Below are 24,526 nucleotides of genomic sequence, written 5' to 3'. Positions count from 1 at the left end.
TATGGATATCCTTCCGGATCTAAAAAGTATGGTAGGTCGCACGCCTGTTCTTAAACTTGAAAAATTCAGTGGTTCAAGACAATTCAACCTTTATGGAAAATGTGAGTTCCTCAATCCAGGCGGATCGATCAAAGACCGCATTGGTTTTCATATGGTTGAAAGCGCACGCGCCAGCGGTGTTCTGGCGCAAGGCGGCGTTATCGTAGAAGCGACAGCAGGCAATACCGCTATGGGACTCGCGATGGCGGCCGCTTATTATAATCATCCCTTGATTGCGGTGATGAGCAGCAAGATGAGTACCGAGAAGATCAATTTGCTGCGCACTTACGGTGCCAAGGTGGTGATTTGTCCGTATGCGGTTGCACCGTCCTCGCCTCAGCACTTCGTCAATGTGGCTAAACGCATAGCACGCGATCTTCCCAACGGCTGGTTTTGTGATCAATTCAGTAATCAGGCGAATGTCGAAGCACACTCTCTTTCCACGGGCCCAGAGATCTGGGACACCTTCGGCGACAAGCTCGATGTGCTGGTCTGCGGATTGGGCACCGGGGGTACGTTGACAGGAGTTGCGACGTACCTGAAACAACGTAACAGCCGATTGCGAGTAGTGCTTGCTGACCCGCAGGGCAGTACACATATCAATCATTTTCAGAAAGAACAGGTCGACGCCTCACCTTACTGGATTGAAGGCATTGGTGGGGACTTTCGACCTGATATCGCAGACATGTCGCTGATTGACGAAACCATCCTGGTGTCAGATGCGGAGTCCGTAGAAGCCTCCATTGATTGTTTCCAGAAAGAAGGCTTATTTGTGGGAGGTTCTTCAGGGACGATTCTGGCTGCGGCCAAAAAGTATATTGAAAAAAACGAAGGAACTGATCAGCGTATTCTGGCATTGCTTCCCGATGGCGGAAGGTCATATTTAAGTACGATCTACAGTCCACAGTGGCGGGCAGAAAAAGGCCTTGTCATCGGTTCTGATTTTGGCGAGCTTGAGTTTGTTCAGGAGTAGGCTATGTATATCACCGGTCATTGCTTTATTTCTGATGGTTGTAAGCTCTGGTCAAGTCAAGATATATACGGTGAAGGCGTCGGCTATATTACTTTTCCGGATTATGCGCGTGGCCATGATATCGGCTATCAACAGTGTTTTATTCCACGCCAACGCTCTGAAAGCCAAGAGCTTGCAGTCTCGCATTTGTTGGCTGATTGGTGGGTGCACTACGGCCCGGGAGATGAAAGAGCGCGGAAAGGCTGGGCGTATAGAAAAATGGGCATTTTTTCCAAGCTGTACGATGAGTTCTTTGCCACAGCCGAATCCCGAGGAATGAGAAATCCCTTGATCGAGAGAGACTCTTACCGGGGCTTCTCACATACGATGGTCGAGTATTCGATTGATACCTGGATTTCCCGAAATCAACCGGTGGAGCGCTACTTTCGCACCGTCCAGCAGGGCGTCAGCGCGATAGATACGAGGCAGTTGGCGCAGAATCTGGGGTTTATGGCTGATAAATTTGATATGGACGGTCAAGTGTTTCGCCATGACTTGAAAAGTTTTCAGGAGCGGGTAGGGCGCGCTGGAAATACCGGCGAGTGGGTATTGTTTGCTGGGCTGAAGAAGTTTGGGCTGGCTCAATCTCCCCAATCGTTAAGTTTGCTTGCTTCATGCATTGACCGTGGGCTGGCGCAGATATCGGATCAAGACATGACATCCATGTTGGGTGAATGCATCGAGTTTGTCCGTTCCCGTACCTTGTCCAATCGTATATAGGAGCGACCATGGACACGCTTGGACATTGTTACGTAGCGGAGTTAAGTGGAGAGTTTTCGTCGACGGATATATACACTCGAAAATTTCTGACGATGCTCATCCCGAATATCTTTCATTGCCATGACTGGGCTTATCAACACATTCTGAGGACCGCCAGTGCCTGCGCAACCAATGCTGAAAAACCACAGCCATTCCGAGAAATAAAGGCTCACCTGATTGCTGACTGGATCATTCATTACGGCAGCGACTGGTCGAAGCTGGAGAAAAGAAAATGTGGCTGGGCCTACAGCAAGATGGGGCTTTCGGCTGACGGATTTCGAGACTTTTATAAAGGTCTCAGAGGCTCCGGGTTGCTCCTTGACAGTGCCGAGCTACCAGAAGACTGGACCAAGAAAAGGCGCCTTGATTTTCATCACAGTGCTGTTGAGTACGCGTTGGACATCATCATCGCCGACCACTTTTCAAGCCCTTCGCACTTTGTAGCGCTACAGAAATTTTTCTCGGTCATCGATCCACCCGAGGACGAGGACCAGTTCCGCGCTCTGCTCGCTACGATGACCGACATGGAATTCGACTCTGACAGAAACATCGGAATATGGCGTGATTCCTTTCAGGAAACCCTCGACTCGGTACGGCTGGCGCAGCGCGCCGCAGATATTCCGATCTACGGCTTCGCCAAAAAATATGGCCTGGACATGAGCGATGAAGCATTGGCCCATTCGCGTGGTTTTTTGTACTCGATTGTCGATGAAATTGCACCGCAAGAGGCATTCGAGCTTTGCCAGACTATTTCCCGGGGCATCAGCCGAAACTTGTAGTGAGAGGAACATATGCCTACGCCTGACAAAGAACTGGGGCTGATTACGGTAACGCCGGATGCCATAAACCAGGATTTACTCAAGCCCATCCTTGAGGCTTTGAAAGATGCCGATATCTATGTGGTTGCTGCGATGTCTCATCGGTTTTCGATGCCACAGGTGCTGTTGCTCTACCAGGACCGCATCACCCACGACCGCGGGGAGAGCAGGACGCTGTCGAACTGGCTCTCACCTCGCTCCTTTACGGCAGGCGGTTCAGTCGTGCTGGCCGTCCGATCCCGTCAAGCCCGCCCGCAGGGACTTCAGCCTTACATTGCATCCCTCAAAGGCAGCAGTCGCATGGCTGAGCCAAAAGCCGGGAAACTGCGAGCACTCACCGCATGGTGCGAGCGCAGTTTGTCGGTGGTACACAGTCCAGACGACAACGAGGGTGTCGAACATGAGCTGCAGCTAGTGTTTGGTCCGGAGTTCATTGTCCGGATCAAACATCTGGCGGACGCCGCCCTGGACAACGATGCGCTCTGTTTGCTGGGGCAGCACGCCCGGGAGGAGAGGGCATCTTCGGTCTTCAGTGGATTACCGAGCATTCTGGCAAGAGGAGTAGCGTGTCTGTATGGCAGTCCCGTTTTCGCCAACAAACATCAATTGTTGAAGTTGATCGATGGATTGCGCCAGTTGTCGAAGGATGTTTCCCGGCAAGCGGCTCAAGATCAGGCAGGGTTTTTGTGGTCGGCCCTTGCACCGTTCAAGAAGGACTTCATCGCGCTGCATGAAAACAGCAAGGACGGAGTGATGGACAATGCATCGCTCAAGCAGTCTCTCTATCGGTATCGGTTGGTGTGCATGACCCATACGATGATTGCTGCATGCGATCCGGCGCTGTTCAAGGTCGATGTATCGCAAGAGCTATGCCATGCATTCGGTACAGCGGGGCTTGTCCTTGATCATTGGGAGGAACAGGCGCTGCATGTTCTCGCTGCTTATCACACGGTTACCGCTGGATGATTCGTCACGCCGGTCCTGTCCTTCACCTGGGACGTTGCCACTATGCGGGATGGTCCGACTGGTTGTTCCACATCCGGCACTTGACGCGTTCGCAGCGTGGTCTCTGTTCCCAGGGGCGTACGTTGTATTTTGATTCGCTGGCAGTGCTCAAGCGCAGACGCCGATTGTGGTGTCGGGAGGGAGCCAGATTGCTGGTAAAGGTACCTTCGAGGGCCGCCAGCTCTACTTCTGCTTTTCTGTCCAGAGAGGGATTCAAAAACGTAGTCGCGCTTTCGGGAGGATTTGTACCTGTCGAGTCCGCATGGGGCGACCGTCGGCAAGGCGCGTGGCCCGATGGTTGGCGCTGTGAACTGACGAATGACTTCACCGCTTCGGCCTTGCTGAAACGCTACCAGTGTTCGCAGCGCCAGTGCGGTTTGACGTCCGTGCCTTTGTGGTTGTTGAAGGATTGTCACCAGGGGCAGACATTGATACTGCGCACCCCTGAGGGAGAGGTCGCCGGGGGCGCCGCAGTGGTTTTTTTTCGAAACGCGACAGGTGCCCGGGACTTCCTGTTGTTTGGTGTGTTTGTGATGGCTGCGTATCGTGGTCGCGGGTTCGGTGAACGGCTGGTCAATCAAGTGCTCGGGTTATCGGAAGTCGTCCGAAGCCGCATGGGTTTTATCATGCTGGAGAAGGGCTCTGTCATTGAGTTCTACAAACGATTTGGATTCATGGCCGCTGATCATTTCGGCTTTTTGTACTGCGATGGATACTCGACGAGGGTCAGATGAATTTCAGATTGTCATTAAGTGGTGAGCTGCCTGCGCCAGCGGTCGCGAAGTTCTTTTCCGGAGTAGGTCTGCTGCGCAGCGAGTTTGTCCTGCGCAGGTATGGGGCCGGACTGAAGGAGCGTTCTGTTCAAGAGGCGCTTACCCGGTACGTGAGCGCGGTCTGCGAGTTGTTTCAAGGTAAGCCGGTCTGGTATCGCCTGGCCGACTTGTGGGCTGATGAGGCTGCTACGCTTACGGCGGAAAAGACCTATCTCGTGGAACAGAATCCGATGCTGGGTATCAGGGGGCTGCGGCGTGCCCGAGTTGATCCCGAGTCGTTCCGGATCGAGCTGGAGATATTGGGGGCGCTCGCTGCACGTTTCGACAATCTGCATATCATTTTTCCCTTCATCCAGGATCGGACCGAGTTCGACCATTTTGCGTCGGCACTCAAGACCATGCATTGGCCAAACAGGTTCGGGACAATGCTGGAAGTACCCTCCGCGTTGCTTGAGGTCGAACACTTCATCAACAGCGGTGCGAGCAATCTGGTGTTCGGTCTGAATGATCTTTCCTGTTTGACGCTCGGTCAGGATCGCGGGACCGATGCCATAAAATTGCACCCGGCTTTGTGGCGTCTGATTCATCTGGCAATTGCCGATGTTTCCGGGGCATGCGAGTACGGGGTGGCGGGCAAGTTTTCCGCGCCTATCCTGGAAAGGATCTGCCAGGAAGACGTGAATTATGTTTCCTTGCACTATGGTCAATTGCCGGAACTGTCGGATAACCCGGCGTTTCTGGACCTGGAAGATGTAAACCTGGTCGATCAGATCAAACGGCAGACTAATCAGGCCAAACGCAATTTAAAGCGGGAGATGTAGAGCGCCGCGTGAAAATCAAATCATGCCAAGCGGCTTGCATCGGCAGCATCTGAGGATACTTTTCCTAATTAAGGTAAACTGCCTGCCGCTGTTCTCTTGCAATGATTTTTTTTGGTACTCCCATGACTTTCGCCACCCTTGGCCTGATCGAACCCTTGCTGCGCTCCCTCGAGAAGCTCGGCTACCAGACCCCGACGCCGGTGCAGGCGCAAGCCATTCCGGCCGTGCTGGCCGGTCGCGACCTGATGGCCGCGGCCCAGACCGGCACCGGCAAGACCGCCGGTTTCGCCTTGCCGCTGCTGCAACTGCTGGCGATGGAAGGGCCGAAAGTCACCGCCAACTCGGTACGTGCGCTGATTCTGGTGCCGACCCGCGAGCTGGCCGAACAAGTCCACGAAGCCGTGCGCCAGTACGCTGAAAACCTGCCGCTGCGCACTTACGCGGTGTACGGAGGCGTCAGCATCAACCCGCAGATGATGAAGCTGCGTGGCGGCGTCGATCTGCTGGTCGCGACCCCGGGCCGTCTGCTCGACCTGTTCCGCCAGAACGCGCTGAAGTTCAATCAGCTGCAAACCCTGGTGCTGGACGAAGCCGACCGCATGCTCGATCTGGGCTTTTCCGAAGAGCTGGCGAACATTTACCGCGCGCTGCCTTCGAGACGTCAGACGCTGCTGTTCTCCGCGACCTTCTCCGATGACATCCGCCTGCTGGCCGGGCAGATGCTCAACGATCCGCAGAGCATCGAAGTCAGCCCGCGCAACGTGGCCGCCAACACCGTCAAGCAGTGGGTGGTGACGGTGGACAAGAAGCGCAAGCCGGAACTGTTCGTGCACCTGATGCGCAAGAACAAGTGGAAGCAGGTGCTGGTGTTCGCCAAGACCCGTAATGGTGTGGATGCGCTGGTCGAGAAGCTCCAGGGCCTGGGCGTAAACGCCGACGGCATCCACGGCGACAAGCCGCAAGCGACCCGGCAGCGGGCGCTGGATCGTTTCAAGCTGAGCGAAGTGCAGATTCTGGTGGCCACCGATGTGGCGGCCCGTGGTCTGGATATCGAAGACCTGCCGCTGGTGGTCAACTTTGATCTTCCGATCGTCGCTGAGGATTACATTCACCGTATCGGTCGTACTGGCCGCGCGGGTTCGACCGGTGAGGCGATTTCGCTGGTGTGCGCTGATGAAGTGAACATGTTGTCGGCGATTGAAATGTTGACCCGCAGCACGTTGAAGCGCGAGGTTGAGCCGGACTTCGTGCCGGAGCACCGCGTGCCGGACACCGATGCCAGTGGTCAGGTGATCAAGAAACCGAAGAAGCCGAAGAAGCCGAAAGCTTCCGGTGGTGGCGGTGGCAAGCGCAATCTGGGCAAGTGGGTGGACAGCGGCGAGACTCAGGCGCCGGAGCCTTCGATCAAGCCTGTGCGCAAGGTGCCGGTGTTTAATACCGGGCCGCGCAAGCGTAAGCCTTAAAGATTGCGTTAAAGATCAAAAGCCCCCTCACCCTAGCCCTCTCCCGAGGGGAGAGGGGACTGATCGAGTTGTTTTTGCGAGTTACGCCGACCTGAAATATCGAGTCGAACTCAGGTTATGAAAAGCACCTGATCGATGAATCCATAATCGACTCGGTCTCTCAGGTCGATGTATGACGCCAGACATCTCGGTCGGCTCCCTCTCACGGATGGAGAGGGGACTGATTGGGGGATGCTTCAGAAATACACCGACCTGATCCTGCTATACCGAATCCATAATCGACTCGGTCTTTCAGGTCGATGTATGACGCCAGACACCGGGGTCGGCTCCCTCTCCCTCCGGGAGAGGGCTGGGCGGGCGGCGTTCCGATGAGGGTGAAGGGGGACGACTCAAATCTCGCGTCTTAACCACTCCAAAACTCCAAGACCCGCCGCCCGGCCACTAGCAAAACACGCCGTCAGCAAATACCCCCCCGTCGGCGCTTCCCAATCCAGCATCTCCCCCGCACAAAACACCCCCTGCAACGCCTTGAGCATCAAGCGCTCATCCATCGCCTCGAACATCACACCACCGGCACTGCTGATCGCCTCATCCAGCGGTCGGGTTTTCACCAGCGTCAGCGGCAAAGCCTTGATCGCCCTGGCCAGCAACGCCGGATCAGCAAACGTCGCTGCATCAGTGAGTTCCCGCAGCAACGCCGCTTTCACCCCGTCAATCCCGACCTGACTGTGCAGATGCTTGGCCATCGAACGCGAACCTCGTGGTTTGCTCAACGCCGCCTGCAATTTATCCACAGGCCGGCCGGGCAGCAGGTCGATGTGAATGGTCGCGGCACCGTGCGCATTGATCGCCTCACGAATCGGCGCCGACAACGCATAGATCAGACTGCCTTCAATTCCGGTCGCGGTGATCACACATTCGCCCAAGCGCGGAACATCGTCGTTCAATCCGATGGCGATATTTTTCAACGGCGCGCCGGCAAATTTGCTGACCATCACTTCGCTCCAGGCCTGCACCTCGAAGCCGCAATTGCTTGGTTGCAACGGCGCCAGTCCTACGCCGCGTTGCTCCAGCGGCAGCATCCACGCGCCGTCGGAGCCTAGACGCGACCAGCTGCCGCCGCCGAGGGCGAGCAGGGTGGCGTCGGGGTTGAGGGTTTTCTCGCCCTCCGGGCTGTCGATGCGCAGCGCGCCGCTTTCATCCCAGCCGAGCCAGCGGTGGCGGGTGTGGATAACCACGCCGCTGTCACGCAGGCGCTTGAGCCAGGCGCGCAGCAGCGGCGCGGCTTTCATGTCGGTGGGGAACACCCGGCCGGAGCTGCCGATGAAGGTTTCGATGCCCAGCTCCTGAATCCACCGGCACAGTGCGTCGGCGTCGAAGGCGCGCAGCAGCGGGGCGATGTTCGGGGCACGTTCGGCGTAGCGCGAGAGGAACGCCGGGTAGGCTTCGGAATGGGTGATGTTCATGCCGCCAACCCCGGCCAGCAGGAACTTGCGGCCCACCGAGGGCATGCCGTCGTACAGATCGACGCGGACTCCGGCCTGGCTCAGCACTTCGGCGGCCATCAGGCCGGCGGGGCCACCGCCGATGATGGCGACGTGAGCGGGAAGGGCGGCAGAAGTCTGGGTCATGGCAGCGGCAATAGCGTGGCGGAATAAGCCGCGCATTCTAGCAGCAGCGACCATCTTCAGGCCTGATCAAAAAACAATCAGCGCGCTGCAGGCCGTGTTCAGCGTGGGCTGTAGTCCCTTTCACTCAGGTTATCCACAGGCCGTTCCACAGCCATTGTGGGTAACGCAGCACAACTCAATGACAACCCGATGACTGCCAGACGCGCTGCGCACTGTGATGCAGGATGCCGTGGCGGCGGGCGAGGGCGTGGCGATCCTTGCTGTAACCGCCACCGATCACGCCGACCACCGGGATGTCGCGACCCAGGCAGTGGCGCATCACGCTTTCGTCGCGGGCCGCAACGCCTTCATCGGTCAGTTGCAGATAACCGAGGGCGTCGTCCTTGTGCACGTCGACGCCGGCGTCGTACAGCACCAGGTCCGGCTGATACAGCGGCAGCAGATAGTTGAGCGCGTCATCGACGACTTTCAGGTAATCGGCGTCGCCCATGCCGTTGGGCAGCGGAATGTCCCAGTCGCTTTCGGCCTTGCGTGCAGGAAAGTTCTTTTCGCAGTGCAGGGAAACGGTGATCGCTTCCGGGGTGTTGTGCAGAATCCGCGCAGTGCCGTCGCCCTGATGCACGTCGCAGTCGAAGATCAGCACCCGGTTCACCCGGCCGCTTTGCAGCAGGTAGTGGCTGATGATCGCCAGGTCATTGAAGATGCAGAACCCGGCAGGGTAATCGTAGTGGGCGTGATGAGTACCGCCGGCGAGATGACAGGCCAGGCCATGTTCCAGGGCTTTTTCCGCCGCGAGAATCGAACCGCCGACCGCCCGCACCGTGCGTCGGGCCAGCGCTTCGTTCCATGGCAGACCGAGGCGCCGCTGGTCTTCGCGGGACAACTCGCCGCTCATGTAGCGTTCGATATAACCGCGGTCATGGGCCAGGGCGAGAATGTCGGCAGGGCACAGTTCAGGGCGCAGCAGGTCTTCGTCGCGGGTCAGGCCGCTGTCCACCAGGTGATCGCGCAGCAGGCGGAACTTGTCCATGGGGAAGCGGTGATCCGCCGGAAATTCCGGGCTGTAGTCTTCGTGGTAGATCAGCGGCAACGGCATGGTGGACTATTCATAAAGGCTGCAGGAAAGAGTGCAAAGCCTAACAGCGATGTAGACTGACGGCATCAAGCGGAGGGGCGGGATGGAACCGATACTGGAGCTGGAAAGCGCAAGGCTGCTGATGCGCCAATGGCAGGATGAGGATTTGCCGGCGTTCGCGGCCATGTGCGCCGACCCGCAGGTGATGCGCTACTTCCCCGCGCCCTTGAGCCGGCTGGAAAGCGCCGCGCTGATCGGCCGGGTGCGCGGGCATTTTGCCGAGCACGGTTACGGCCTGTGGGCGCTGGAGCGCAAGGACAGCGGCGAGTTCATCGGTTTTACCGGGCTCGGCGTGGTCGGTTTCGATGCGCCGTTCACCCCGGCGGTGGAAATCGGCTGGCGGCTGGCCAAGGAACACTGGGGCCTCGGTTATGCCAGCGAAGCGGCCTGGACCGCCCTGCGTTGCGGCTTTGACCGGGTGGCGCTGAATGAAGTGGTGTCGTTCACCAGCGAGACCAATCTGCCGTCGCAGAAAGTCATGCAGGCGATCGGCATGCACCACGCCCCGCAGGATGATTTCGACCACCCGCGTCTCGCGGACGGTCACCCGTTACGGCGACATGTGTTGTACCGCATCACGAGGGAGCAGTGGCTGGAAACCTTGCATGGATAAGCAGGCGCGGACGTTTACAATGGCCGGCACCCTGGGGGCGCCGGCCAGAACCTGAATCCCCCGCCGCAGCCAAGACTGCGCGGCATAGCTTTGTGTGAGGAGAGTCTGAATGAGCCAAGTGTTGGAAGATCTGGTGGATCTGCTGACCCTCGAACCGATCGAGGAAAACCTGTTCCGTGGTCGCAGCCAGGATCTGGGCTTTCGCCAGTTGTTCGGCGGCCAGGTGCTCGGCCAGTCGCTGTCGGCGGCCAGTCAGACCGTTGAAGAAACCCGTCATGTGCATTCGATGCACGGTTATTTCCTGCGTCCGGGCGATGCCAAGTTGCCGGTGGTCTACTCGGTTGACCGCGTGCGTGACGGCGGTAGTTTCAGCACCCGCCGCGTGACCGCGATCCAGAAGGGCCACCCGATTTTCACTTGCAGCGCTTCGTTCCAGTACGACGAAGAAGGCTTCGAACACCAGAGCCAGATGCCGCAAGTGGTTGGCCCGGAAAACCTGCCGTCGGAGCTGGAACTGACCCAGCAACGCGCGCACCTGATCCCGGAACATATGCGCGAAAAGCTGCTGTGCCCGAAGCCGATCGAAGTGCGCCCGGTCACTGAAAAAGACCCGTACAACCCGCAACCGGCGGATCCGGTCAAGTACGTGTGGTTCCGTGCCGACGGCGCGTTGGCCGACATCCCGGCGCTGCACAAATACCTGCTGGCCTACGCCTCGGACTTCGGCCTGCTGACCACCTCGATGCTGCCGCACGGCAAATCGGTCTGGCAGAAAGACATGCAGGTCGCCAGCCTCGACCACGCGTTGTGGTTCCACAACGATCTGCGCGCTGACGACTGGTTGCTTTATGCCATGGACAGTCCGTGGGCCGGCAACTCTCGCGGTTTCTCTCGTGGCAGCGTGTTCAACCGCGCCGGGCAACTGGTGGCGTCGGTGACCCAGGAAGGCCTGATCCGTCATCGCAAGGACTGGGCATGAGTCTGGCGGATGTGCGGCACTGGGTGTTCGACATGGACGGCACCCTGACCGTCGCCGTGCACGACTTCGCGGCGATCCGCGTGGCGCTGGCGATCCCGCCGGAGGATGACATCCTCACCCATCTCGCGGCATTGCCCGCCGAGGAAGCGGCGGCGAAACATGCGTGGCTGCTGGAACATGAGCGCGATCTGGCGCTCGGCTCCACCCCGGCGGTCGGCGCGGTGGAGCTGGTGCGCGACCTGCACGCCCGGGGTTATCGCTTGGGCATCCTGACCCGCAATGCGCGGGAACTGGCCCATGTGACGCTGGAGGCCATCGGCCTGGCCGACTGTTTTGCGGTGGAGGATGTGCTGGGCCGCGATGAAGCACAGCCAAAACCGCATCCCGGCGGTCTGCTGAAACTGGCCGAGGCCTGGCAGGTGCCGGCGAGCGAGATGGTGATGGTCGGTGATTACCGGTTTGATCTTGATTGCGGCCGGGCAGCGGGCACGCACACGGTGCTGGTGAACCTGCCGGACAATCCATGGCCGGAGCTGACCGACTGGCATGCGAAGGATTGTGTGGAATTGCGGCGAATGTTGTTCGCTTGAAAAAAAACGGGGGCTTCGGCCCCCGTTTTTTATTGCTCGAATATCGCTTTCTGGCCTTCCGGCGAAGTCAGCATGCCGTCGCCGTTATGCCCGACGCCGGGCACTTCGATCAGGCGCTGATTGACCCCTTCAGGGTGACGACGCAGCAAGTAACCGAAAAACAGCTTCCCGCGTTCCAGTCGATAAGCCCCCTGGGCTTTGGCGGCGCAGCTCTTGTCCAGCGCCGGGTGTTGCGGGTCGGTGTCCTGCTGGCCCAGCAGGTAAATCACCTCGCGTTTGACGTAACGGCCTTCAAGCTGCGCGGGCGATTGCCCACCCGAGTAGATCGGCGGGTCTACCAGACCGTACTTCCAGCGGTTGAATCCTGGGCACTTCGCATGATCGAAGGCCACCGGGCGTTGCTCATTGAAGTAGGCGTACGACGACGGGTTGGCCACCACATAACGCAAGCGAATGCCTTCGGTCTTGAGCGCCGGTTGTTCCTGGGCCAGCAGCGCATAACGCTGCACCACCTGAGCGCCGCCGGAGTGACCGAAGATCACGATCTGCTTCACGTCCGGAAACTGCTTGCGATCGCTCAGCCGCCCGACGATTTCGTCCAGTGCGGCGTAGGAACTCAGCGGGTTCGGCCCTGTGGATAACCCGCCACCCATCCAGTCGTTGCCTTGCCAGCGCAGCACGCTGGCGGGTAACGAGTAGAGCGACACATCGCTTTCGTTGAGAAACTGCGGGGCGATCACCAGGGTGTTGGCGGTTTGCCCGGCCAGTTCCGCCGCGACTTCGCCGCTTTTGCGATAGGTCTCGGCGTTGCGCAGGCGGCCATGAATGACGATCAGCACGCGCTCGATTTTCGCCGGCGCCGGGCCGATGCCCACCGCCATTTCGCCGGCCTGCAATTGCAGGCGCCCGGGACTGATTGCGTCGACGCCGGCCGCCTGGGCGGTGCCGCCGATGAACAGTAAAGCCAACAGCCATTTATGCATTTACAGGTTTTTCGCCGCAAAGGTATCGCACTGGCCGACCTGGCCCTGGGCGAATCCGGTTTTGAACCAGCGCACCCTTTGCGCCGACGTACCGTGGGTGAACGAGTCCGGCACCACACGGCCCTGACCCTGTTGTTGCAGGCGATCATCACCGATGGCGTTCGCTGCGTTCAAGGCTTCTTCGATGTCACCCGGTTCCAGCCAGTTCAGACGCTTCTGCGCGTTGTAGGCCCAGACCCCAGCCAGACAATCGGCTTGCAGTTCCTGACGCACCAGCAGACCGCCGTCACCTTCCATCTGCCGGCCTTGCTGGCGGGCTGCCTGAATTTTCGCCGAGACGCCGAGCAGCGTCTGCACATGGTGTCCGACTTCGTGAGCGATCACGTAGGCCTGGGCGAAGTCGCCGGCGGCCTTGAAGCGCTGGGCCATTTCCTGGAAGAACGCCATGTCCAGATACACTTTCTGGTCTGCCGGGCAATAGAACGGGCCGGTGGCCGAAGTCGCCAGACCACAGGCGGAATTGACCCGGTTGCTGAACAGCACCAGGGTCGGATCCTTATATTGTCGGCCGGCCTGCTGGAAGATCGCGCCCCAGGTGTCTTCGGTGTCGCCGAGGATCGAACGCACGAATTCGGCCTGTTCATCGTTGGCCGGCGGCGCCTGACGGGTTTGCGAAGTGGGGGCCGATTGTTCGGTCATCTGCCCGGTGAGCTGGCCGAGGATCTGCAGCGGGTCCTGGCCGGTGATCCAGCCGATGCCGACGATCAGCAGGATCGCCCCGAGGCTCAGACCCTTGCCACCGCCAAAGCGCATGCCGCCCCCACCGCCCATGTCATCGCCACGGGCATCGACGACGTTGTCACTGCGTCGGCCTTTTTTCCATAGCATGTGGGAATCCTCGTCTGTGCAGGTGGAGAGTGTGTGTGGTGATGAGTGTTGCTGGTGTGTGAGTGTGGCGCCAGTCCGGTCGTCCGTCTATTCGCACGCTCGCACAAAGGCCCGGCCTCGGGGTGACGAGGTCGGGCCTGTTATTGACGAGCACGGGCACCGGGAATTCAATCCGCCGGCGGATTTCTTTCGCCGGGACAGGTGTCAGCGGTCGAAGGCATCCCATACCGGCGCGAAGTCCGGGCTGACCTGACGTTCGCGCTTGGACAACGCGGCGATCATCGCCCGGTCGTCATCGTCCAGTTGAACATTCAGCGAGGCCAGGTTGGCCAGTTGATTGGTCTTGCTGCTGGCCTTGGGAATCGCCGCGACGTTGTCCTGATCCAGCAGCCACTTCAGCGCCACTTGAGTGGGTAGCACGCCGTGTTTTTCGGCGATCTGCTGAATCTGCGGAACCTCCGAGACCTTGTTGCGTGCCAGCGGCGTGTAGGCCGTCAACGCCAGATCGTGTTGACGGGCGTAGTCGAGCAGGGCGTTTTGTCCGAGCAGGACGTGGTACTCGACCTGAATGGCTGACAGAGGAATGCCGTATTCCTCGACGACTTTGCGCAGCAGCGGCAGCGGAAAATTCGCCACACCGATGTTACGAGCCAGACCTTGCTCCTTGAATGACGCGAGGGTTTCAAGGGTGCGCAGCAGGTCCCAGTCGCTAGTCGGCCAATGAATCATGAACAGGTCGACGTACTCGCTGCGCAAGGCCTTGAGGCTGCGCTCCAGCGAGTGATGCATGGCATCCGGTTGCAACTGATCCCACCAGACCTTGGTGGTGACGTGGATCTGCTCGCGGAGTGTCGGCGTATTCGCCAGGGCCTGTCCGACTGCGTCTTCGTTGTTGTAGGCCGCTGCCGTGTCGATATGGCGGTAACCGAGTTCCAGCGCTTGCTCCACGGCGCGGGTGCATTCGTCGCCGAGCATCGGCCAGGTGCCGAGGCCGAGTTTTGGCAGGTTCAGTCCTTGTCTGTTAACGATGTGCTGCATGGTCGATCTCCTGTTCGAAAGCCGTGACGCCCGCCATGTGCCGGGCTGCGATGTAACCGAAAGTCAGCGCCGGGCCGAGGTTGATCCCGCCCGCCGGATAATGCCCGCCCATGATGCTGGCCATGTCGCCACCGGCGGCGTAGAGCCCGGCGATGGGCTGGTCTGCGGCGTCGAGCACTTGCGCGTGCGGATTGACCTTGAGCCCGGCGAAGGTGCCGAAGCAGCCCGGCTGCACCTTCACCGCGTAGAACGGGCCTTGTTCGATAGGCGCCACGCACGGATTGGGCTGTTGTGCCGGGTCTCCCTGTTTGCGGTTGTACGGCGTGGAGCCGCGACCGAACAGCGGGTCTTCGCCGTGCCGGGCATGGTGGTTGTAGTCATGGAGAGTGGCGCGTAAGCCGTTCGGATCGATGCCGCATGCGGTGGCCAATTCCTCAAGGGTATTGCCGGATTTCAGATAGCCGCTGCGGATAAAGCCTGACACCGGCACCGGAAACGGCCGAGACATGCCCAGCCCGTAACGACGCTGGAACGCGCGGGTGCAGATCAGCCAGGACGCGACCTCTTCGCCTTCGGGGGCGGCGGCGACCATGGCGCTGACATAGTCGTAATAGCCGTTGGCTTCGTTGACGAAGCGCTGGCCGTTGCGTAGCACGCCGATGACGCCCGGTTTGCCGCGTTCGATGATGTGCGGGAAATGGCCGATGCTGCCGTCGGAATGTGGCACCTGCGAGACCGGTGCCCAGGCGACTGGCGAGGCCACATCGGTGTTGACCCGGCCCCCGACGGTTTCTCCCAGTCGCAGACCGTCGCCATTCACTCCCAAGGGTGGCAGCGCCCAATGTTCATGACCGGTGGGCGTGCGAGGGAATAACGCTTTGCGCCGCTCGATGTCGTTGGCAAATCCGCCAGCGGCGAGCACCACGGCTTTTCGCGCATGGACAGTGACCGGGCCTTTTGCGGTGTTCACGCGAGCGCCGGTGATGCGTGATTCGTCGCGCAGCAGTTCCGTCACCGGCGCCGACTCCCACAGCAATACGCCGAGGTCTTCGGCGGACTTCGCCAGCCGCGCCACCAACGCCACGCCGTTGACCAGTTGCATCGCCCGGCCGTGCAGCGCCAAGTCCAGCAGATGGCGAGTGAAACGCCGGGTCACGTGCCAGACCGCCGACAACGAGCGAGTCAGATTGAGAAACGCCGACAGGTCCGCGCCGGCCATGATCGGCATGCCCATGAACGATGTTTCGCGCATGGTTGTACGAAGACGCTTGAGCAGGCGCCCGACCTTTCGTCCGTCATAGGGCGCGGCAATTACCGAGCGTCCGCCGGTGCCGGCGCCCGGTGTTTCGCCGTGGATGTCGGCGATGGCGTTGCCGTCGGCAAATTGCAGGGCGGTGTGTTGTTCGAAGAACGCCGCCATGCGTGGGCCGGCCTCAAAGAAGGCGTCGATCATGGCCGGGTCGTAGTGCTCGCCGAGTTCGTGGCGCAGATAGGTGCGCGGCAGTTCTACGTCTTCCACGATCCCGGCGCGCCGGGCCAGCGGATTGCACGGCACCCATGCCCAGCCGCCGGACCATGCGGTGGCGCCGCCGAACACCGGATCCTTTTCCACCACGATGACCTTCAAGCCATGCCAGGCGGCGGTGACGGCGGCCGACAAACCGGCGGCGCCGGAGCCGACCACCAGAACGTCGCAGTCGATATCGGGAAGGGCAGGCATCCAAGGACTCCAATGCTGAGATATTTTTAGAATTTGGTTCCAGAAAATAACCAGTGCAGGCGAAGCAGATCAACCGACTGACGCGCAAAGTGGGCGGTTATCGGACGTCGGGTTCCAGATTTCGCATTCCTCGGGATGTCTTCTAGAATCGGCGAAATTTCACCGAGAGCGCACCATGGCCGGCAGTCAAATCGAACGGGTTTTCAGCGTGCTGGAAAGCCTCACCAGTGATCCTCGCGGGCTGCCGATGCAGGCCCTGGCCGAGCAACTGGACATTCCGAAGAGCGCGACGCACCGCCTGCTCGCCGAACTGATCCGCCTGGGTTACGTGCGGCAGAATCCGGAAACGTTGCGCTATCACCTGTCGACCAAACTGGTTGCGATGGGCTTCCAGTACCTGTCGAGCAGCGGTGCCGACATCGTGCAGCCGGTGCTCGATCGGCTGGCCCAGGAAACCGGTGAGCTGGTGCGTCTGGGGGTGATCGACGGCGAACGCCAGACCTGGATAGCCAAGGCCCAGGGCGCCCGCACCGGCCTGCGTTACGACCCGGACATGGGCCGCGATGCGCCGCTGTTCTACACCGCATCGGGCCATGCGTGGCTGGCGTGCATGAGCGACGCCGAGGCGTTGTCGCTGGTCGAGCGCCAAGGCGCGGAGGTGCCGGCGGATATCGGGCCCAATGCGCCGCGTTCCAATATTCAACTGCTCGAACGCCTGCGGGTGGCGCGGGAGCAGGGCTATGCCTGTGTGGAAGAAAGCTCGGCGGTCGGCACTTCGGCGATTGCTGCCGTGGTGAAACATCCTGCCGATGGCCGGGTGATCGGCGTGCTCAGCATCGCCGGGCCAAGCGCACGGATGCCGGGGGCGCGATTGCATGAACTGGCGCCGCTGTTGCTGACGTTTACCGAGGAGTTGTCGGCGGCCAGCCTGGCCTCGGAGTTGTTCGTTTAAGCAAAGCTGTGCGCTGTTCGCCCACTTTTCAGTCAGGCGGGTGTGAGAATCTGGAACCGGGTTCTAAATTGTTGATGGAGTGAGTTTTCCCACAACAATCACAAGAGGATCGCACCTTGAACCCGCCCCTTCGAATCGCCCTGATCGGCGCCGGTAACATGGGCCAGCAACATTACCGGCACCTGAAACATCTCACTGAGGCCACGTTGTGCGCCGTGGCCGATCCCGGCCCTCAGGCACCGGCCCTGGCGGCGGAGTGGGGTGTGGGGCATTTCGCCGATCACCGTCAGATGCTGGAGCAGAACCGGCCAGACGCAGTGATCGTCGCCAATCCGAATAATCAGCACGTCAGCACCGCGCTGGATTGCCTGGCTGCTGGCGTTCCGGTGTTGCTGGAAAAACCGGTGGGCGTAAACCTGGATGAAGCGCGGGAACTGGTGGCAGCGGTGAAGCGCAGCGGCGTGCCGGTGCTGGTCGGCCATCATCGGCGGCACAATCCGTTGATCGTGCGGGCTCATGAACTGGTCAAGGAGGGAGCGCTGGGACGGCTGACCCTGGTGACCGCGTTGTTCCAGCTGCGCAAACCCGACCAGTATTTCGAAACCGCGTGGCGGCGCGAAGAGGGCGCGGGCATGCTGCTGACCAATCTGATTCACGACCTCGATCTGCTGCGTCACCTGTGCGGCGAAGTACGTTCGGTGCAGGCGATCACCGACCGTTCGGTGCGCGGTTTTGCCAATGAAGACAGCGCGGCGATCCTGCTGCAATTCGATGGCGGAGCGCTCGGCACACTGACCGGTTCCGATGCGGTGGCGGCGCCGTGGAGCTGGGAGTTGAACTCCGGGGAGAACCCGGCCTATCCGCGTCAGACCGATCAGCCTTGTTACTTGCTGGCGGGAACGGCCGGTGCCTTGAGCATTCCGCAACTCAAGCGCTGGCAATACAGCGCTGATCAGGTGGACGCCGGGTGGCATGAACCGATGCTGTCGGTCGACGAACCGTTCACCCCTGACGAAGCCCTGCGATTGCAGTTGCAGCATTTCGTCCGCGTTGCGCGACGGGAAGTCGAACCGCTGGTGAGTGCCGCCGATGCTGCCCGCACGTTGGCGCTGGTCGAGGCCATCCGTGAAGCAGCGGCCAGCGGTCGCGCCACCGAACCTGCGCAGATCGAGGCTTGAACATGAGCGAGCGAATTCTGTCCCTGGCCAGCCTGACCGTGCTGGAGTTGTCGCCACCCGAGATGGTCGAGGTCGCGGCCCGTGCCGGTTACAGCCATGTCGGCCTGCGGCTTGAACCGGCGACACCCGAGGAATACCACTTCCCGCTGGTCGCCGATGGCGATTTGCGGCGTCAGACACTGGCGCGTTTGCGTGACACCGGAATCGGCGTGCTCGACGTGGAAATCCTGCGTTTGAAGCCGCAGACAGTGGTCGCAGATTTCGAGAAGCTGCTTAGCGTCGGCGCGGAGTTCGGTGCCAGTGAGTTGCTGGTTGCCGGTAACGATCCAGACGAACAGCGGCTAACCGATAATTTTGCGGCACTCTGCGATCTGGCGGCGCCCTACGGTTTGCACCCGCATCTGGAGTTCATGCCGTGGACCGATGCGCGCAATCTCGAGCAGGCGTTGCGCATCGTCGACAACGCCGGGCGCGAAAACGGGGCGGTGCTGGTCGATGCGTTTCACTTCGACCGTTCCGGATCGCGGCTGGAAGATCTGGACGATGTGCCAGCCTCGCGGCTGCGCTACGCACAGTTGTGCGATGTTGCCGGTCCGAGGCCGACGGACATGGCCGAGATCTTGCGTCAGGCCCGCAATGAACGACGGTTTCCCGGCGAGGGCGATTGTGACTTGATCGGCTTGTTGCGCAGTCTTGCGGCTAACCTTCCCCTGAGTCTGGAAATTCCCACGGTCAAATTGCTGGAGCAGGGCGTGAGCGGATTGCAGCGGGCGCAAATGGCGATCGACCGGACACGGGAATTGTTGGCCCGCCTTTAAGTCTGCTTCAAGGGGCGAGGGCGCACGCGTCCTCGTCACCGTTTATTTTTCATTCAGAGAGAGCCAATGACCGTCAGCACTCCGCTTTCCGGTGTCAACCAACCCTTCAAGGGGATCTTGCTGATTGTCGTGGCAACCTTCCTGTTCTCCAGCCACGACGCGTTGTCGAAATACCTTTCGGGTTTCTATCCGATCGTCATGGTGGTGTGGGCGCGGTATGTGGTGCACACGCTGCTGATGGCGGGGATTTTCCTGCCGCAGTCCGGGCTGCGCGTGCTGCGCACCAAGCGCCCGTTGTGGCAGTTGGCGCGGGCGCTTTGTCTGCTGGGCACCAGCCTGTTTTTCACCACGGCGTTGCTGTACATCCCACTGGCCGAGGCCACGGCGGTCAACTTTCTTGCGCCGGTGCTGGTGACGGCGCTGTCGGTGCCGTTGCTCAAGGAACGGGTGACGCGGGGGCAGTGGATCGCGGTGGTGTGCGGGTTTATCGGTGTGCTGATCATCGTCCATCCGGGCGGTGATTTGTTCACCCCGGCGATTCTGTTGCCGTTCTGTTCGGCGCTGTTTTTCTGCTTCTATCAGTTGCTCACCCGCAAGCTCGCGGAAATCGACAGCCCGACCACCAGCAACTTTTTCGCCGGGTTGTGCAACACGCTGGTGATGAGTGCGCTGGTGCCGTTCTTCTGGCAGGTGCCGAGTCTGGGGCACGCGCTGTTGATGCTGGCGCTGGGCAGTTGCGGGATGACCGCGCACCTGTTTCTGACCCAGGCGTTCCGCCATGCCGCGCCGGCGTTACTGGCGCCGTTCGGTTACTGCCAGATCGTGTTTGCGGGGTTGTTGGGCTGGTTGCTGTTTGCTCACACGCCGACCCTGATGACGGTGATCGGGATCGCGGTGATCTGTTGCAGCGGACTGGCGGCAGCGTGGCAGCAGAGCCGGCGCTGAAGACGTGACCGGCCTGAAATCAGGCCGGTCGGTGCAGGACGGCTTCTCAGTATTGAAGGGCTACTCGGTGACGGTAGGAATCTTGCGCGGTGCCATGAAGTACATCCAGGTCAGGGCAATGAAGTACATCGCCGGGATCAGGGTGAACAGCACGGTGTAGTTGTTGTTGGTGACGGTCAGGATGTGGCCGACGATCTGGGTCATGAACATCCCGCCGATCGCCGCGCACATGCCGCCGAAACCGAACACCGTGCTCATCATGTGCTTGGGCGTGTAGTCCATTACCAGGCTCCAGATGTTGGCGGTCCAGGCCTGGTGCGCGCCGATGGCCAGAGAGATCGCAGCTACCGCGACCCACAGGTTGGCTGAGCCGGCGGCCATGACCACACCGATGATGCAGCAGGCAAACAGGAACATCGACAGCAGCCGCGCCTTGATCGAGTTCATGCCGCGACCGATCAGGAACGAAGACAGAATCCCGCCGCCCACACTGCCGAAGTCAGCGGTGACGTAGATGATGATCAGTGGAATGCCCATCTGGGTGACGTTGATGCCCAGGTTGTATTGCTGATTGAGAAACGGCGGCAGCCAGTACAGGTAGAACCAGAACACCGGCGCAGTCAGCGAGTAGGCGAGGGCGAAGGCCCAGGTGCCGCGCATCCGCAGGATCTTCGAGAACGGCACGCGGGCCTGTTCCGGTTCGACTTCTTTCTGGATGTATTCCAGTTCCGACTGTTTGACGCTCGGGTGATCTTCCGGGTTGAAATACTTCAGGCCCCAGAACAGCAGCCAGATCCCGCCCAGTGCCGACATGCACAGGAACGCGGCCTGCCAGCCCCACACGTGAAGGATCAGCGGCAGCAGCATCGGGGTGAACATCGCGCCGACGTTGGTGCCGGCGTTGAAGATGCCGGTGGCCACGGCGCGTTCGCCGGCCGGGAACCACAGGCGTGTGGTTTTCACGCAGGCCGGATAGTTGGCCGCTTCGGTCAGGCCGAGGATGAACCGGCAGACCATGAAGCCCACCGCCGAGGTCGCCAGGCCGTGGGCGCCGGTGGCCAGGCTCCAGAGCAGCACCGCGCAGAAGAACACGCGTTTGACGCCGACCCGGTCGATCAGCCGTCCTTGCAGCACGAAGCCGATCGCGTAGCCGACCTGAAACCAGAAGTTGATGTTGGCGTAGTCCATCGCCGTCCAGCTCATTTCCTTGGCGAGGATCGGTTGCATGACGCCGAGGGCGGCGCGGTCGATGTAGTTCAGGGTGGTGGCGAAAAACACCAGCGCCAGCATGCCCCAACGGGTCTTGCCGACGGCCATGGCGCCGCGGATCTTGTCGCCGATGCCACCCGTGGCAGTGCTCATGGCCGGAGCCATGCGGGAAGTCTGTGAAGGAATCATGTGTTCCACCCGTTTTTGGATTTGTTATTTGGTGTGCTTTTTTTGTGCACGCTGCGACCGGTGGTTCAGTTCCGGACTCAAGGTGAGATGGATGTTGGGCAGTGGACGAAAAATCGTCAATTCGCCAAACCGGCATTGTGTTCGATAATCGCACGCAAAACTAACCGGGTAGTACACTTTAAATTGCTCAATGATAAACCGGGACCAATAATTCGCTCACCCTATAAAAGCGGCGCAATTTTCGTAGCCGACGTCTCCACCGGGAGTTGAAACATGCAGCGATCCATTGCCACCGTCTCCTTGAGCGGAACCCTGCCGGAAAAGCTCGAAGCCATTGCCGCCGCCGGGTTCGACGGGGTGGAGATTTTCGAGAACGATCTTCTGTATTACGACGGCAGCCCCCGGGAAATCCGGCAGATGTGCGCCGACCTCGGGATTGCCATCACGCTGTTTCAGCCATTCCGCGATTTCGAAGGCTGCCGCCGCGATCGTCTGGACCGCAATCTGGAGCGGGCCGAGCGCAAGTTCGACCTGATGCAGGAACTGGGCACCGACCTGGTGCTGGTGTGCAGCAACGCCTCCCCCGACAGTATCGGCGATCAACAGATTCTCATCGACGACCTGCGCCTGCTGGCCGAACACGCCGGTGCTCGTGGCTTGCGCATCGGTTATGAGGCGCTGGCCTGGGGCCGTCACGTCAATACTTATCAACAGGTCTGGGACATCGTGCGTCAGGCCGATCACCCGGCCCTCGGCGTGTTGCTCGACAGCTTCCATACCTTGTCGCTAAAGGGCGATCCACGGGCGATTGCCGAGATTCCCGGCGACAAGATTTTCTTCGTGCAGATGGCCGACGCGCCGATTCTGGCGATGGACGTGCTGGAGTGGAGCCGGCATTTCCGTTGCTTCCCGGGGCAGGGCGAATTCGATCTGCCGGGCTTCCTCGCGCCGATCATCCAGAGCGGCTACACCGGGCCGCTGTCGCTGGAAATCTTCAACGACGGTTTTCGCGCCGCGCCGCCTCGGGCCAATGCGGCTGACGGTCTGCGTTCGCTGCTGTATCTGGAGGAGAAAACCCGCCAACGTCTGGAGCAGGATATCCGTCCTGTGGATAACCGCGAAATCCTCTTCGAAACGCCGAAGGCCAGCGAATACAACGGCATCGAGTTTCTTGAATTCGCCGTCGACGAAGCCCTCGGCGCCAAACTGTCGAACTGGCTGGAACGGCTGGGTTTCGTCAAGGCCGGGCAGCATCGCTCCAAGAGCGTCAGCCTGTTGCGCCAGGGCGATATCAACCTGATCCTCAACTCCGAGCCTTACTCGTTCGCCCACAGTTTCTTCGAGGCACACGGCCCGTCGCTGTGCGCCACCGCCGTGCGGGTCAAGGACAGCGCCAGTGCGCTGGCCCGCGCCGTCGCCTATAAAGGTCAGCCGTATCGCGGACTGGTCGGCCCCAACGAGCTGGAACTGGCAGCGGTGCGTGCGCCGGATGGCAGCCTGATTTATCTGGTGGATGAAGAGGCGGATGTCTATGGCACCGACTTCAATCTGCTGCCGGATGCTGTTGCGCGCGGCGGCCTCAAACGCATCGATCACATGGCCATGGCGCTGCCGGCGGACAGCCTCGACAGCTGGGTGCTGTTCTACAAGAGCCTGCTGGATTTCGAGGCCGACGACGAAGTGGTGCTGCCGGATCCTTACGGGCTGGTGAAGAGTCGCGCGCTGCGCAGTCGCGACAGTTCGATCCGCTTGCCGCTGAACATTTCCGAGAACCGCAACACCGCGATCTCACACGCGCTGTCGAGTTATCGCGGTTCCGGGGTGCATCACATCGCCTTCGATTGCGATGATATCTTCGCCGAAGTCAGCCGGGCGAAAGAGGCGGGTGTGCCGCTGCTGGATATTCCGCTCAACTACTACGATGACCTCGCGGCGCGTTTCGATTTCGATGACGAGTTTCTCAGCGAGCTGGCGTACTACAACGTGCTCTATGACCGCGATGCGCAAGGTGGCGAGTTGTTTCACGTCTATACCGAGCCGTTCGAGGGGCGCTTCTTCTTCGAGATCATCCAGCGCAAGAACGGTTATGCGGGCTACGGCGCGGCCAACGTCGCGGTGCGGCTGGCGGCGATGGCCAAAGCACGCAGTGGCGCTGTTCGCCAGGCGAAGTTGTAGGAAATTCGTAAACGCGGGATTAAACACGGGTCGCGCGGCTTCCTTCACTGGGGCGCGCGGCCCATAATCGCCAGCCTGTGCAGTGATGGCCGTGAGCCCGCAATGACGATGACTTCAGAACTTTCCGCAGCCCCCGTTCTACCCGCGGTAGAGCCGCGCAAAAGTCGCAAGAACAACCCGGAAAAGACCCGCGAGAATATCCTGCAGGAGGCGATCGTCGAGTTCGTCCAGCAGGGGCTGTCCGGTGCTCGCGTGGATGCGATCGCCGAGCGCATTCACACCTCCAAGCGCATGATCTATTACTACTTCGGCAGCAAGGAGCAGTTGTACGTCGAGGTACTGGAGAAGCTCTACGGCGATATCCGCAGCACCGAGAACCGCCTGCACCTGGCCGAACTGCCGCCGGTGGAAGCGATCCGGCGTCTGGTGGAATTCACCTTCGACCACCATGATCGCAACGTCGATTTCGTGCGGATCGTCAGCATCGAAAACATCCACAACGCCGAGTACGTGAAGCGTTCCGACGCGATCAAGGCTATGAACAACACCATCCTCGATTCCCTCGGCGAGATTCTGCGTCGCGGTGCTGAAGAAGGAGTGTTCCGCGCCGGGCTCGACGCGCTGGACGTGCATCTGCTGATCAGTTCGTTCTGTTTCTATCGCGTATCGAACCGCCACACGTTCGGTGAGATCTTTCAGATCGACCTGCCGGACGAAAGCATCAAGCAGCGTCATCGCGAGATGATTTGCGAGTCGGTGCTGCGTTACTTGCAGGCGTGACCGAAGTCGAGGG

General features: G+C 60.3%; 23 protein-coding genes. 16 read left to right on the top strand and 7 right to left on the bottom strand.

What is annotated here, in order from left to right; all coding sequences use genetic code 11:
• Window position 1 precedes the first annotated feature (1 nt).
• The 7 genes from M5G18_RS19760 (at window position 2) to M5G18_RS19730 (ending at window position 6,690) form a co-directional block, all read left to right on the top strand.
• On the top strand, window positions 2–1,012 hold the full coding sequence (locus tag M5G18_RS19760) for a PLP-dependent cysteine synthase family protein (RefSeq protein WP_273897731.1): 1,011 nt from the start codon (window positions 2–4) through the stop codon (window positions 1,010–1,012).
• Between the two features lie 3 nt (window positions 1,013–1,015).
• Entirely contained in the window at window positions 1,016–1,771 is a 756-nt protein-coding gene (locus M5G18_RS19755; protein ID WP_273897732.1) for a hypothetical protein, read from the top strand.
• Between the two features lie 8 nt (window positions 1,772–1,779).
• The gene (locus tag M5G18_RS19750; RefSeq protein ID WP_273897733.1) at window positions 1,780–2,589 is read left to right on the top strand and encodes a hypothetical protein; all 810 of its coding nucleotides are present in this window, start codon (window positions 1,780–1,782) and stop codon (window positions 2,587–2,589) included.
• A gap of 12 nt (window positions 2,590–2,601) precedes the next feature.
• Window positions 2,602–3,594 (top strand): nucleoside-diphosphate kinase, encoded by a 993-nt coding sequence (locus M5G18_RS19745; RefSeq protein ID WP_273897734.1) that lies wholly within the window; start codon window positions 2,602–2,604, stop codon window positions 3,592–3,594.
• 188 nt (window positions 3,595–3,782) lie between these two features.
• Window positions 3,783–4,367: a GNAT family N-acetyltransferase gene (locus tag M5G18_RS19740; protein ID WP_273897735.1), complete on the top strand. Its 585-nt coding sequence runs from the start codon at window positions 3,783–3,785 to the stop codon at window positions 4,365–4,367.
• Window positions 4,364–5,227, top strand: a complete 864-nt coding sequence (locus tag M5G18_RS19735; RefSeq protein ID WP_273897736.1) for a putative PEP-binding protein — start codon at window positions 4,364–4,366, stop codon at window positions 5,225–5,227. The genes M5G18_RS19740 and M5G18_RS19735 overlap by 4 nt, the downstream gene beginning before the upstream one ends.
• A gap of 122 nt (window positions 5,228–5,349) precedes the next feature.
• Window positions 5,350–6,690: an RNA helicase RhlE1 gene (locus M5G18_RS19730; protein ID WP_273897737.1), complete on the top strand. Its 1,341-nt coding sequence runs from the start codon at window positions 5,350–5,352 to the stop codon at window positions 6,688–6,690.
• A 389-nt stretch (window positions 6,691–7,079) separates the two neighbouring features.
• Here the strand turns inward: M5G18_RS19730 and M5G18_RS19725 are convergent, their stop codons facing one another.
• Window positions 7,080–8,321 carry a TIGR03862 family flavoprotein gene (locus tag M5G18_RS19725; RefSeq protein ID WP_273897738.1) on the bottom strand — a complete coding sequence of 414 codons (1,242 nt, stop codon included), beginning with the start codon at window positions 8,319–8,321 and terminating at the stop codon, window positions 7,080–7,082.
• 175 nt (window positions 8,322–8,496) lie between these two features.
• Window positions 8,497–9,417 carry a histone deacetylase family protein gene (locus M5G18_RS19720; RefSeq protein WP_007958746.1) on the bottom strand — a complete coding sequence of 307 codons (921 nt, stop codon included), beginning with the start codon at window positions 9,415–9,417 and terminating at the stop codon, window positions 8,497–8,499.
• Window positions 9,418–9,499: 82 nt separating this feature from the next.
• Between M5G18_RS19720 and M5G18_RS19715 the strand changes: the two genes are divergently transcribed.
• The 3 genes from M5G18_RS19715 (at window position 9,500) to M5G18_RS19705 (ending at window position 11,638) form a co-directional block, all read left to right on the top strand.
• On the top strand, window positions 9,500–10,069 hold the full coding sequence (locus tag M5G18_RS19715; protein ID WP_085608734.1) for a GNAT family N-acetyltransferase: 570 nt from the start codon (window positions 9,500–9,502) through the stop codon (window positions 10,067–10,069).
• A 109-nt stretch (window positions 10,070–10,178) separates the two neighbouring features.
• A complete protein-coding gene (gene tesB / locus M5G18_RS19710; protein WP_085608733.1) occupies window positions 10,179–11,048 on the top strand; it encodes an acyl-CoA thioesterase II in 870 nt (289 codons plus the stop codon).
• On the top strand, window positions 11,045–11,638 hold the full coding sequence (locus tag M5G18_RS19705) for an HAD family hydrolase (protein ID WP_207984010.1): 594 nt from the start codon (window positions 11,045–11,047) through the stop codon (window positions 11,636–11,638). The genes tesB and M5G18_RS19705 overlap by 4 nt, the downstream gene beginning before the upstream one ends.
• A 29-nt stretch (window positions 11,639–11,667) precedes the next feature.
• Here the strand turns inward: M5G18_RS19705 and M5G18_RS19700 are convergent, their stop codons facing one another.
• The 4 genes from M5G18_RS19700 to M5G18_RS19685 all read right to left on the bottom strand — a co-directional run bounded on the left by M5G18_RS19700 (window position 11,668) and on the right by M5G18_RS19685 (window position 16,267).
• On the bottom strand, window positions 11,668–12,621 hold the full coding sequence (locus M5G18_RS19700; protein ID WP_273897739.1) for an alpha/beta fold hydrolase: 954 nt from the start codon (window positions 12,619–12,621) through the stop codon (window positions 11,668–11,670).
• Window positions 12,622–13,509 carry a KPN_02809 family neutral zinc metallopeptidase gene (ypfJ, locus tag M5G18_RS19695; RefSeq protein WP_207984009.1) on the bottom strand — a complete coding sequence of 296 codons (888 nt, stop codon included), beginning with the start codon at window positions 13,507–13,509 and terminating at the stop codon, window positions 12,622–12,624.
• Between the two features lie 204 nt (window positions 13,510–13,713).
• Window positions 13,714–14,547: an aldo/keto reductase gene (locus M5G18_RS19690; RefSeq protein ID WP_273897740.1), complete on the bottom strand. Its 834-nt coding sequence runs from the start codon at window positions 14,545–14,547 to the stop codon at window positions 13,714–13,716.
• Window positions 14,531–16,267: an FAD-dependent oxidoreductase gene (locus M5G18_RS19685; RefSeq protein ID WP_273897741.1), complete on the bottom strand. Its 1,737-nt coding sequence runs from the start codon at window positions 16,265–16,267 to the stop codon at window positions 14,531–14,533. The genes M5G18_RS19690 and M5G18_RS19685 overlap by 17 nt, the downstream gene beginning before the upstream one ends.
• A gap of 175 nt (window positions 16,268–16,442) precedes the next feature.
• Here M5G18_RS19685 and M5G18_RS19680 point away from each other — a divergent pair, with 175 nt between their 5' ends.
• The 4 genes from M5G18_RS19680 (at window position 16,443) to M5G18_RS19665 (ending at window position 20,160) form a co-directional block, all read left to right on the top strand.
• The gene (locus tag M5G18_RS19680) at window positions 16,443–17,219 is read left to right on the top strand and encodes an IclR family transcriptional regulator (RefSeq protein WP_273897742.1); all 777 of its coding nucleotides are present in this window, start codon (window positions 16,443–16,445) and stop codon (window positions 17,217–17,219) included.
• Between the two features lie 116 nt (window positions 17,220–17,335).
• Window positions 17,336–18,397 carry a Gfo/Idh/MocA family protein gene (locus M5G18_RS19675; protein ID WP_273897743.1) on the top strand — a complete coding sequence of 354 codons (1,062 nt, stop codon included), beginning with the start codon at window positions 17,336–17,338 and terminating at the stop codon, window positions 18,395–18,397.
• Between the two features lie 2 nt (window positions 18,398–18,399).
• The gene (locus M5G18_RS19670) at window positions 18,400–19,215 is read left to right on the top strand and encodes a sugar phosphate isomerase/epimerase family protein (protein WP_273897744.1); all 816 of its coding nucleotides are present in this window, start codon (window positions 18,400–18,402) and stop codon (window positions 19,213–19,215) included.
• Between the two features lie 66 nt (window positions 19,216–19,281).
• Entirely contained in the window at window positions 19,282–20,160 is an 879-nt protein-coding gene (locus M5G18_RS19665; protein WP_273897745.1) for a DMT family transporter, read from the top strand.
• A 60-nt stretch (window positions 20,161–20,220) separates the two neighbouring features.
• On the opposite strand, the gene M5G18_RS19660 is transcribed toward M5G18_RS19665, so the two are convergent.
• Window positions 20,221–21,558, bottom strand: coding sequence for an MFS transporter (locus M5G18_RS19660; RefSeq protein ID WP_273897747.1), 1,338 nt, complete (start codon window positions 21,556–21,558; stop codon window positions 20,221–20,223).
• A gap of 273 nt (window positions 21,559–21,831) precedes the next feature.
• On the opposite strand from M5G18_RS19660, the gene quiC reads away from it, so the two are divergent.
• Window positions 21,832–23,733: a 3-dehydroshikimate dehydratase QuiC gene (gene quiC / locus M5G18_RS19655; protein WP_273897749.1), complete on the top strand. Its 1,902-nt coding sequence runs from the start codon at window positions 21,832–21,834 to the stop codon at window positions 23,731–23,733.
• A 102-nt stretch (window positions 23,734–23,835) separates the two neighbouring features.
• Window positions 23,836–24,513: a TetR/AcrR family transcriptional regulator gene (locus tag M5G18_RS19650; protein WP_007958797.1), complete on the top strand. Its 678-nt coding sequence runs from the start codon at window positions 23,836–23,838 to the stop codon at window positions 24,511–24,513.
• Window positions 24,514–24,526 lie beyond the last annotated feature (13 nt).

Source organism: Pseudomonas aphyarum (assembly GCF_028657055.1).
GTDB lineage: Bacteria > Pseudomonadota > Gammaproteobacteria > Pseudomonadales > Pseudomonadaceae > Aquipseudomonas > Aquipseudomonas aphyarum.
The sequence above is the reverse complement of the archived record's forward strand: the minus strand, read 5'-3'. Positions and strand labels throughout refer to the sequence as shown.